Genomic DNA, 9,751 nt, shown 5'->3' on the forward strand with positions numbered 1-9,751 from the left:
TTCCATGTTGCCTTGATCAACCAACACGCCAGCCAACGGCGGATGTTTCGACCTTCATCGGCCTTGCTGGAAACAGCGGGCCGATTTGTCTTTGGGCGGTATGCGGGTCGAAGATATTGCCGATCCTCCCGGCTAGGTGAATGCATCGTTTGCGGAGAAATCCCGCACAGGTGAGGGCAAGGACCATGCCCTCGGAAATGCCAGTTTGAGGAGAGAACGGCTTTGCCGGAAGCAGGGGCTTAATTTCGAGCACTCATCGGAAAAGCCGCTTGCTCATCCATACAGAGCGCGACGCTTCTGAGAATTAATGGTTCTGAAGCCGATCCATTGCGCGTCACGGCAACAGCATGTTGTCCGTAAGGGCTGGTTGGCCGAGAGGCCCGAGTCGCCTTCACCTAAAAATTTCTTGTGACTACAGGCCAACTCTAGGTAGTGTGGGCGATTATCGTTTGTGGGGGCGAACATGGTGCCAGCTGATGTAGATGCAGCGGTAATTGCCGCAAACTCCAGAGATGTTATCGAACAGAACTGTGGCTCTAATGATGTTCTGGGTCACGAGTTCTGGGAAGTATGGGTCAAGGACCAGTTTGGACAAATGGCTACCCGCTTTGTCGAGGTAGAGGGCGACAAAGTCGTACGTGTTTATCCAGTATTTGAGCAGCTCGTTTTTAGACTTAACACTCTTCATGGCGAAGCCCAGCTGCGGCGAGAAATCGCCAAGCGAGAGCACGAATTGAAGCGGATAACCGTTTTGGGAAGCCTGATTTGCGCCTTTGGCGGCTTTGCAGCGACGCTCGGTATGTTCATTTACCTCACGGTGCAGGGTGGAGAAAATGCTTTTTGGCCATCAATAATCATGGCCGCGAGTGTGGTCGTAACCTGCGGGACATACCTTTTTGGAAAATTCGTGATGGTTGATCCCGCAGCGCTGGGCGGCATACCAAAGAGGTGCGCAGCGGGAGTGACTCCAGTTTAGAAGGGAGTGCACCTCTCCAGAATACTCCGGCCCTAAACTCCGCTGTGTCGTCGTCGTGTATTTCCTTGATCAACAACACGCTGGCTAGCGGCGATGCTTCGGCCTCGACCAGCCCCCGCTGGCAACGGCAAGTTGACTTGCTATTCCGACTCTTGAAATTACTTCGCCCCGATGGAACCAAGTTCCCTCTCGCGCTTTATCGCTTCATCAGAAGGGGTCAAGCCATGCTGGTCGAACGCGGTCTGAAAGTGATGAATGTCGAGGCGGTGGGCGACGCCTATGCCATCGCTGCGAACTATCTGCGCAAGTCCGGCGCGATCCCCGATACTCATCTCACCAACGATCGGCTGCTCGAAATCATCGTCCGGATGTTTCATCGCGGCGAAGACAACAAGCTTCGCCTTGCGAATAGAGCGATCGCGCAATTCCAGGCTGCACGGCCTGAAGCCGCGTAGCCGGTTTTCTGATGTCCAACGGGGAAAATGACGACATGCAGATTGCCATCGACCGCATCATGCACACCTATGACCTGATGATGAGCCGCACCCAGGCGGCATCGGACGAAGCCCGCACCAAGGTGACCGATTATGTGCAGTCGCTGTTCGATGGCGGCGAGAAAGATCCGCACCGGCTGACGGTATTCGGACTGACCTATCTGCGTGAGCTCGATGGCAGCAACGATCCGGTGAAGGCCGGATTTACCGGGCTGTAGCCAGCGTGATCTTTTTTCCCTCCCCCAAGCGGCGAAGCCGGTGGGGAGGGATACTTCTCGCGCCGGCGCGTCGCTTCAGATTCAAATTTCAAACAGCCACTGGTCCGGAAACACGTATTCGCATTCTCGCGGCGCTTGCGCGTCCGAGGTGTAAGCAGTGCCCCTCAAGTGACGAGGGGTGGCGGCGCGCCTGACGGCGCAAGTTATTGGTGACTGTCGCGATCCGCTCCGCCGGAACGCCGGCAAGCTGCAACCGCGCAACGCCATCAGGCGCGCCACCGCGACTTTTCTGTCCCTGGGGCCGTGCTTCCGGGTACTGGGCACGGGCATCGCGCCCGTCATCCGGCCGGCTTTCGCCTGCCTTCGCCCGCACCCGTCCAGCCGCAAGCGGCAGAGCCCCGTAGTGGGCCCGGACGGCTACCCAAGGCCTCCCGAGTGCGCAGGGTACGTCACCCCACACCCGCAGGCGCCGCATCCTGTCCCACTTCAAGACGCCTCATGAAGCGCCCCTCGCGAACCGGATACGCGGAGGATAATCTTGTTAGGTATATTATCAATAGCATATAGGAAAAAATGCTTGTCGCTGTTGTCAGCCCACCGCTGTCATGTTTGGCGCGATAGGGGAATGACGAGCGGGACGCGATGCGCTCATCGTATGTGTGCTCATCGAAGCACTGTCATCGCGGTTCTGCTACTCGAACTATCGCTCGACAAGATGCGCGCGCGAGACTGCAGGTTCAAACCGATCGGCGAAATACTGCGTTTCGTTGGCCACCCGTCCTTCGCGGAACTCCATGATGCTCACCGCGTAGGATGGTATACCGTCATAGGTCAGGATGAATTCGTTGACCCATAATTCGCCGCTGCCGATAATCCGCCGAACCGTAAAGCGTTTCTCGTTTGGCTGGACAAGTCGGCTCATCTGAATGTTGTGCCGACCGCGGATGCGTTCCCCCGATTGGGGATAATAAAGCATCGCATCCTCATGGTAGATGTCATGTTCGATATCGAAATCGTTCGCGTCCGATGCAGTCCAATGACGCTCCAGGGCGGCCCGTACATCGTCCATCTCAACCTCCTGCGATAGGCCTCAGGTGGCGGCTTGGCTTGGTGCAGAGGGGAAGGAGAGCCGAACCTCTCCACAACGACAGACAGTCGCCTTACCGGCAAACTAGCATGGAAAAGCTCCCGAAATTTTTCTTGTTCGCTGTTTCCGCGCAATAATCCTCGAAGACTTCTCTCACGCCGACAGTCTACAGATCGGGCCGGGGACAACACAAGGACACGCCCATGCTCACGCTTCATCATCTCAACGACTCCCGCTCGCAGCGGATCATCTGGCTGCTGGAAGAGCTCGGCGCGCCCTACGATCTGAAGACCTATCAGCGCGATGCACAGACGCGGCTGGCGCCGCCGGAGCTGGACGCCGTGCATCCGCTCGGCAAATCGCCTGTCATCGTCGATGGCGATGTGACCATCGCGGAATCCGCGGCGGTCGTCGATTACATCATCCGCCGCTACGGCAAGGGCGCGATGCGGCCCGCTGAGGGGACAACGGAGTATGAGGCCTATCTCGAATGGCTGCATTATGCCGAGGGCTCGGCAATGTTGCCGCTGATGCTCAATCTCTACGTGTCTCGCCTGAAGGAGGCCGGGGCGCCGCTGCAGCCGCGGATCGACAGCGAGATGGCCCGGCATCTCGGTTATGCCGACCGGGCGCTGAAGGGCCGCGCGTTCTTCGTCGGCGACAACCTGACCGGCGCGGATATCCAGATGAGTTTCGTCGCCGAGGTCGCCGGCAGCTTCAACCGGCTCAAGGCCTATCCCGATCTGGCCGCCTGGATCGGCCGGATGCATGCCCGCCCGGCGTTCCAGCGCAGCGTCGAGAAGGGCGGGGCATACCGGCTGGCGAAATAGGGTCATCTGACCCTGCAAGGCCTGATCGGCATGTGCAATCGCCGCATTTGCCGCTGCTGCCTAAATATCGCGCCCGGAAGCGCAAAACCTTGGCCCCGCCAGCCAGATATGGTATTCGGGGCACCGTTTCCTGATCGCCACTCGTGACCGTCCGCACGCCGAAAGAAGGCCGCGGCGGTGGAGATATTGCCCTATGACCACTTCGGCCAAAACCGGCTCCGCGCCCGACTCGTTCTTCTCCGCCTCGCTTGCCCAGGCCGATCCCGAGATTGCCGAGGCGATCAAGGGTGAACTCGGTCGCCAGCGTCACGAGATCGAGCTGATCGCGTCGGAAAACATCGTCAGCAAGGCGGTGATGGAAGCGCAGGGCTCGGTGATGACCAACAAATATGCCGAGGGCTATCCGGGCGCGCGCTATTATGGCGGCTGCGAGTTCGTCGACGTCGCCGAGACGCTGGCGATCGAGCGAGCCAAGAAGCTGTTCGGCGCCCAGTTCGCCAATGTGCAGCCCAACTCCGGTAGCCAGATGAACCAGGCCGTGTTCCTGGCGCTGCTGCAGCCGGGCGATACCTTCATGGGTCTTGACCTCGCGGCGGGCGGCCATCTCACCCACGGCTCGCCCGTCAACATGTCCGGCAAGTGGTTCAAGCCGGTGCACTACACCGTGCGCAAGGACGACCAGCTGCTCGACATGGATGCGATCGCGAAGCAGGCGGAAGAGGTGAAGCCGAAGCTGATCATCGCCGGCGGCTCGGCCTATTCGCGTTCGTGGGACTTCAAGCGCTTCCGCGAGATCGCCGACAGCGTCGGCGCGTATCTGCTCGTCGACATGGCCCACTTCGCCGGTCTGGTCGCCGGCGGCGTCCATGCCTCGCCGGTGCCGCATGCCCATGTCACCACGACGACCACGCACAAGTCGCTGCGCGGTCCGCGCGGCGGGTTGATCCTCACCAATGACGAGGCGCTGCACAAGAAGCTGAACTCGGCGATCTTCCCGGGCCTGCAGGGCGGCCCCTTGATGCATGTCATCGCGGCGAAGGCTGTGGCCTTCAAGGAAGCGCTGCAGCCGGACTTCAAGGTCTATGCCAAGAACGTCGTCGAGAACGCCAAGGCGCTGGCCGAAACGCTGCGCGCGCAGGGCTACGACATTGTCTCGGGCGGCACCGATAACCACCTGATGCTCGTTGACCTCAGGCCGAAGGGCCTGAAGGGCAACGTCTCGGAGAAGGCGCTGGTCCGCGCCGGCATCACCTGCAACAAGAACGGCGTGCCGTTCGATCCCGAAAAGCCGTGGATCACGTCGGGCATCCGGCTCGGCACGCCCGCCGCGACCACGCGTGGTTTCGGCATCGCCGAATTCAAGGCAACCGGCGAGATGATCGCCGAAGTGCTGAGTGCGGTGGCGCAGTCCGGCGACGGCAGCGCGCCGCTGGTCGAAGCGGCCGTGAAGGACAAGGTCAAGGCGCTGACGGATCGTTTCCCGATCTATCAGTAAGCTCTGCTACAAGTAAGGCCTGCGCGGTCAGAAGGTCGCGCAGGAACGAGTGTCTGGAAGGTTCTCTGGAATGCGCTGTCCGAACTGCAATAGCCTCGATACGCAGGTGAAGGACTCGCGTCCCGCGGAAGATTCCGCCGTGATCCGCAGGCGGCGCGTCTGCGTTACCTGCAACTTCCGCTTCACCACCTTCGAGCGCGTGCAACTGCGCGAGCTCACGGTGATCAAGCGCAACGGCCGCCGCGTGCCGTTCGACCGCGACAAGCTGGTGCGTTCGCTGTCGATCAGCCTGCGCAAGCGCCCGGTCGATCCGGAGCGGGTGGAGACCATGGTCTCGGCGATCGTGCGCGAGCTGGAAAGCGGCGGCGAGGCGGAGATTTCGTCGGAGACCATCGGCGAGATCGTGATGGAGCATCTGCGCGGGCTCGATGACGTCGCCTATGTGCGCTTCGCTTCGGTCTATCGCAATTTTCGCGAGGCGAAGGACTTCGAGGCGGTGCTCGGCGAATTGCATGCCGACGACGACGGCCGGCCGGTGGTCGTCCGAAAATGATCTTCCGGATCCTGGAAGATCAATACGCACAAAAATCTGCCGACGCGAAAGCAACCGACCTGCGCTTCATGCAGCTGGCACTGACGCTTGGCCGGCGCGGGCAGGGCCGGACATGGCCCAATCCCGCGGTCGGCGCGGTCATCGTCAAGGATGGTGTCATCATCGGCCGCGGCTGGACCCAGCCCGGCGGACGTCCTCACGCCGAGCCTGTCGCGCTGGCGCAGGCCGGCGAGGCCGCACGCGGCGCCACGCTCTATGTGACGCTGGAGCCATGCTCGCATTTCGGCAAGTCGCCGCCTTGTGCCGATGCGATCGTCGCTGCTGGTATCGCGCGCGTCGTTGCGGCGATTGAAGATCCCAACCCGGACGTGGCGGGGCAGGGCCATGCGCGGCTGCGTGCCGCTGGCATCAGGGTTGATCTCGGGCTCTGCGCCGAACAGGCCGCGCGCGATCACGCCGGGCATTTTCGGCGTATCCGCGACAAGCGCCCGCATGTGGTGTTGAAGCTTGCGGTGTCGCCGGATGACAGGATAGCTGCAGCCGGTCACAAGCCCGTCGCCGTCACCGGCGAGATGGTGCGGTCGCGCGTGCATCTCTTGCGGGCGCAATGCGACGCCGTGCTGGTCGGCATGGGCACCGTCATTGCTGACAATCCCGAACTGACCTGTCGCTTGCCCGGCATGATGAAGCGCTCGCCGGTGCGCGTGGTGCTGGACCGTGCACTGCGCATGTCGGGCAACAGCAAGCTCGTGCATTCGGCGCGCACAACGCCGCTATGGCTGATGACCTCGAGCCTGTCCGAGGCGCCCGCCGCGATGGCGCTGGGCGCGGCCGGCGCGCAGGTGCTGCGCGTGCCGGTGACGACGTCGCCGCCACCGGGGCTGGATCTGCTGGCGGTGCTGCAGTGCTTGGCGGGGAAGGGCATTACCAAGCTGCTGGTGGAAGGCGGATCGAAAGTCGCGTCGTCTTTCGTGGCTGCGGGGCTGGTGGATGAAGTCTGGCTGTTTCGCGGGCCGAAGGAGATCGGCGAGGGTGGCATCGCCGCGCTGGACGCATTGCCGCTATCGGCGATCACCGGGTCGCCGGATTTCGTGCAGCGTGCTAGCGAGATGATCGAGAACGACACTCTGACCATCTACGAAAGAAGCTAATGTTCACCGGCATTGTCACCGACATCGGCGAGATCGAGAGCCTCACGCCCGTGGCGCAGGGCCAGCTCCACCGGCTGCGCATTCTCTGCGACTACGACCAGACCACCATCGCCGATGGCGCCTCGATCGCCTGCAACGGCGTGTGCCTCACAGTGGTCGGCTCCGGCGTGGCGAATGGCAAAACCTGGTTCGACGTTGACGCTGCCGCCGAGACGCTGGGCATGACCACGGCGAAGCACTGGAAGCTCGGCACAAGGCTTAATCTCGAGCGCGCGCTGAAAATCGGTGACGAGCTGGGCGGCCATATCGTCGCCGGCCATGCCGACGGCATCGCCACCATCGTGTCGCGCGAGAATCTGCCGGACATGGCGCGGATCACCTTCCGCACCACCCGCGAACTGGCACGGTTCATCGCCACCAAGGGCTCTATCACGCTCGACGGCGTGTCGCTGACGGTGAATACCGTCGATGACGTCCAGTTCGCCGTGCTGATCATTCCGCACACGCTGAGCATCACCACGCTGGACAAGGCATGGAATGAAGGCAGCGAGGTCAATATCGAGGTCGACCTGATGGCCCGCTATGCGGCGCGGCTGAGCGAAATGAAATAATTCGAGGCTCGATCAGTCCTTATCAGCCCTTGGCATATGGCGCCGCTGCGCCTAAAACCCTGCGCAATCAACCAATTCTCGCAAATTTGACGGAATACCGATGGCAGACGCGCGACGCGCTCATTTGCAGGACCAGACCGACATCACGGGCGCGCGCGTTCTGATCGTCGAGGCGCGGTTCTATGACGACATTCAGGATGCGCTGCTGGAAGGCGCGATCGTTGAGCTGAAGGGAGCCGGCGCCAGTTACGACGTGTTGACGGTGCCGGGCGCGCTGGAAATTCCTTCGACCATCGCGATTGCGGTCGATGCTGCCGCGGAAAGCGGCAAGCCTTATGAAGCGGCAATCGCGCTCGGCTGCGTGGTACGTGGCGAGACGTTCCATTTCGAGATCGTTTCGATGGAGTCGTCGCGCGGGCTGACGGATCTGTCCGTCGATTTGCGGCTGCCCCTCGGCAACGGGATCATCACGGTGGATACCGACGAGCAGGCCTGGGCGCGCGCGCGCGCCGGCGAACTGAACAAGGGCGGCGATGCGGCCCGTGCGGCACTGTCCGTGCTGCGCATCAAGCGCCGTCTGGCGAAGGCCTGAATGATGGCTGACAAGAAAGCTGACTTCAAGAAGCCCGTGCCGAAAGGCGACCGCAAGGCCAACCGCCGCGGCGCTGCGCGTCTCGCCGCCGTGCAGGCGCTGTACCAGATGGATGTGGGCGGCTCCGGCATCAACGACGTCTTCGCCGAGTTCGAGAGCTTCTGGCTCGGCAGCGAGATCGAGGGCGACCAATATCTCCCCGCCGAGGAGGCGTTCTTCCGCGACATCGTGTCCGGCGTGGTGCGCGACCAGAACAAGCTCGATCCGCTGATTGACGACGCGCTCTCCAGAGGCTGGCCGCTGCAGCGGATCGAGGCGATCCTGCGCGCGGTGATGCGCGCCGGCGCCTATGAGCTGGAACATCGCAAGGACATTCCCGGCCGCGTCGTGGTGTCGGAATATGTCGACGTCGCGCATGCTTTCGTGGAAGGCGACGAGACCGGAATGGTCAATGCCGTGCTCGACCAGATCGCCCGGCAGTTTCGCGCGGAAGAGTTTTCGCGCGCAGGACACTGATCATGTCAGCCGGGTCCAACGCATCCGGCGAAGACACCCTGATCGCGCGCTACTTCAAGCCGCTGGCGCGTGATCCTGGCGCGTTCGGGCTGACCGACGACGCTGCGGTGCTCAAGGCTGACGGCGAGGATATCGTCGTCAACACCGACGCCATCGTCGAAGGCGTGCACTTTCTCCCCGATGATCCCCCGGACACCATCGCGCGCAAGGCGCTGCGGGTGAACCTGTCAGACCTCGCCGCCAAGGGCGCGGTACCGGCCGGCTTTGTGCTGACGCTGGCGCTGCGGACACATGATGAGGCGTGGCTGATGGAGTTCGCACGCGGTCTCGGCGAAGACATCGCAACATTCGGCTGCGCGCTGCTCGGCGGCGATACGGTCTCGACGCCGGGGCCGCTGATGGTGTCAGTCACCGCCTTCGGACGCGTTCCGGTGGGCAAGATGGTCCGCCGCCACGGCGCGGCGGTGGGGGACCGCGTGGTCGTGAGTGGCATGATCGGCGATGCCGCGCTTGGCCTTGCGGCGCTGAAAGGCGGCGCGGTCGCGACGGCGCTGGCCGGCGACAGCAACGCGCGTGATGCGCTCGTAGCACGCTATCGCGTTCCACAGCCACGCAACACGCTGGCATTGGCGGTGCGCGATTTCGCGACGGCGTCGATGGATGTCTCCGACGGATTGGCTGGCGATCTCGCCAAGCTCTGTGCGGTGTCGGGCGTATCCGCCGTCATCGATGCATCGGCTATTCCGCTGTCGGATCCGGCGGCAGCACTGCTGGATCGCGGTGTGATTGGTCTCGAAACGGTCGTTGCCGGCGGCGACGATTACGAAGTCCTCTGCACCATCCCCGAGAATCGCACGACCGGTTTCGTGCAGGCCGCGCATCAGGCGGGCGTGCGGGTCGCGGTCATCGGGACGATTGTTGCAGGTGCGTCATCGCCGCGCTTCGTCGACCAGGCGGGCAGGGACATCGTGTTGAAGCGCCTGTCCTACAGCCACTTCTGAGCAGCGGGTCGCACACACTCGGCTCGTCATCCCCGCTGTCGTCATGTTCAACGGGGAATGGGAAGGCCATCCCTTTAGTGGATATGATGGAGGTTATGGATCCGCTGAGTTCTCAAACGAAGTGCAACACCAGACTAGGGTGTTGCGATGGACCGAACCTACGCCCAGCTGTCGCTGGATGACCGCTACAGGATTGCCCAGCTTTACGCCGAAGGGCGCTCGATCCG

12 protein-coding genes are annotated in these 9,751 nt (G+C 62.4%); 11 read left to right on the forward strand and 1 reads right to left on the reverse strand.

What is annotated here, in order from left to right; genetic code table 11:
- The first annotated feature begins 463 nt into the window (after positions 1–463).
- From A4A58_RS12760 to A4A58_RS12770, 3 genes are all read left to right on the forward strand, one after another.
- Positions 464–976 (forward strand): hypothetical protein, encoded by a 513-nt coding sequence (locus A4A58_RS12760; RefSeq protein WP_068732531.1) that lies wholly within the window; start codon positions 464–466, stop codon positions 974–976.
- Between the two features lie 224 nt (positions 977–1,200).
- Complete coding sequence (locus A4A58_RS12765; protein WP_068732533.1) at positions 1,201–1,431, forward strand: hypothetical protein; 231 nt, start codon at positions 1,201–1,203, stop codon at positions 1,429–1,431.
- Between the two features lie 35 nt (positions 1,432–1,466).
- A complete protein-coding gene (locus A4A58_RS12770) occupies positions 1,467–1,688 on the forward strand; it encodes a hypothetical protein (protein WP_068732570.1) in 222 nt (73 codons plus the stop codon).
- Positions 1,689–2,388: 700 nt separating this feature from the next.
- On the opposite strand, the gene A4A58_RS12775 is transcribed toward A4A58_RS12770, so the two are convergent.
- On the reverse strand, positions 2,389–2,757 hold the full coding sequence (locus tag A4A58_RS12775; RefSeq protein ID WP_068732535.1) for a nuclear transport factor 2 family protein: 369 nt from the start codon (positions 2,755–2,757) through the stop codon (positions 2,389–2,391).
- A gap of 221 nt (positions 2,758–2,978) precedes the next feature.
- On the opposite strand from A4A58_RS12775, the gene A4A58_RS12780 reads away from it, so the two are divergent.
- From A4A58_RS12780 to thiL, 8 genes are all read left to right on the forward strand, one after another.
- The gene (locus A4A58_RS12780; RefSeq protein ID WP_068732538.1) at positions 2,979–3,605 is read left to right on the forward strand and encodes a glutathione S-transferase family protein; all 627 of its coding nucleotides are present in this window, start codon (positions 2,979–2,981) and stop codon (positions 3,603–3,605) included.
- A 193-nt stretch (positions 3,606–3,798) separates the two neighbouring features.
- Entirely contained in the window at positions 3,799–5,100 is a 1,302-nt protein-coding gene (glyA, locus tag A4A58_RS12785) for a serine hydroxymethyltransferase (protein ID WP_068732540.1), read from the forward strand.
- 70 nt (positions 5,101–5,170) lie between these two features.
- Positions 5,171–5,653: a transcriptional regulator NrdR gene (gene nrdR / locus A4A58_RS12790; RefSeq protein WP_068732542.1), complete on the forward strand. Its 483-nt coding sequence runs from the start codon at positions 5,171–5,173 to the stop codon at positions 5,651–5,653.
- Positions 5,650–6,804 carry a bifunctional diaminohydroxyphosphoribosylaminopyrimidine deaminase/5-amino-6-(5-phosphoribosylamino)uracil reductase RibD gene (gene ribD, locus A4A58_RS12795; RefSeq protein WP_068732544.1) on the forward strand — a complete coding sequence of 385 codons (1,155 nt, stop codon included), beginning with the start codon at positions 5,650–5,652 and terminating at the stop codon, positions 6,802–6,804. Before nrdR ends, ribD begins: the two co-directional genes overlap by 4 nt.
- Positions 6,804–7,415, forward strand: coding sequence for a riboflavin synthase (locus tag A4A58_RS12800; protein WP_068732546.1), 612 nt, complete (start codon positions 6,804–6,806; stop codon positions 7,413–7,415). Before ribD ends, A4A58_RS12800 begins: the two co-directional genes overlap by 1 nt.
- Positions 7,416–7,515: 100 nt before the next feature.
- A complete protein-coding gene (ribH, locus tag A4A58_RS12805; RefSeq protein ID WP_068732548.1) occupies positions 7,516–8,007 on the forward strand; it encodes a 6,7-dimethyl-8-ribityllumazine synthase in 492 nt (163 codons plus the stop codon).
- A 3-nt stretch (positions 8,008–8,010) separates the two neighbouring features.
- Complete coding sequence (gene nusB, locus A4A58_RS12810; protein WP_433993622.1) at positions 8,011–8,523, forward strand: transcription antitermination factor NusB; 513 nt, start codon at positions 8,011–8,013, stop codon at positions 8,521–8,523.
- A gap of 2 nt (positions 8,524–8,525) precedes the next feature.
- The gene (gene thiL / locus A4A58_RS12815) at positions 8,526–9,524 is read left to right on the forward strand and encodes a thiamine-phosphate kinase (protein ID WP_068732552.1); all 999 of its coding nucleotides are present in this window, start codon (positions 8,526–8,528) and stop codon (positions 9,522–9,524) included.
- Positions 9,525–9,751: the final 227 nt, after the last annotated feature.

It is taken from the genome of Tardiphaga robiniae, from assembly GCF_001618955.1.
Classification (GTDB): domain Bacteria; phylum Pseudomonadota; class Alphaproteobacteria; order Rhizobiales; family Xanthobacteraceae; genus Tardiphaga; species Tardiphaga robiniae_A.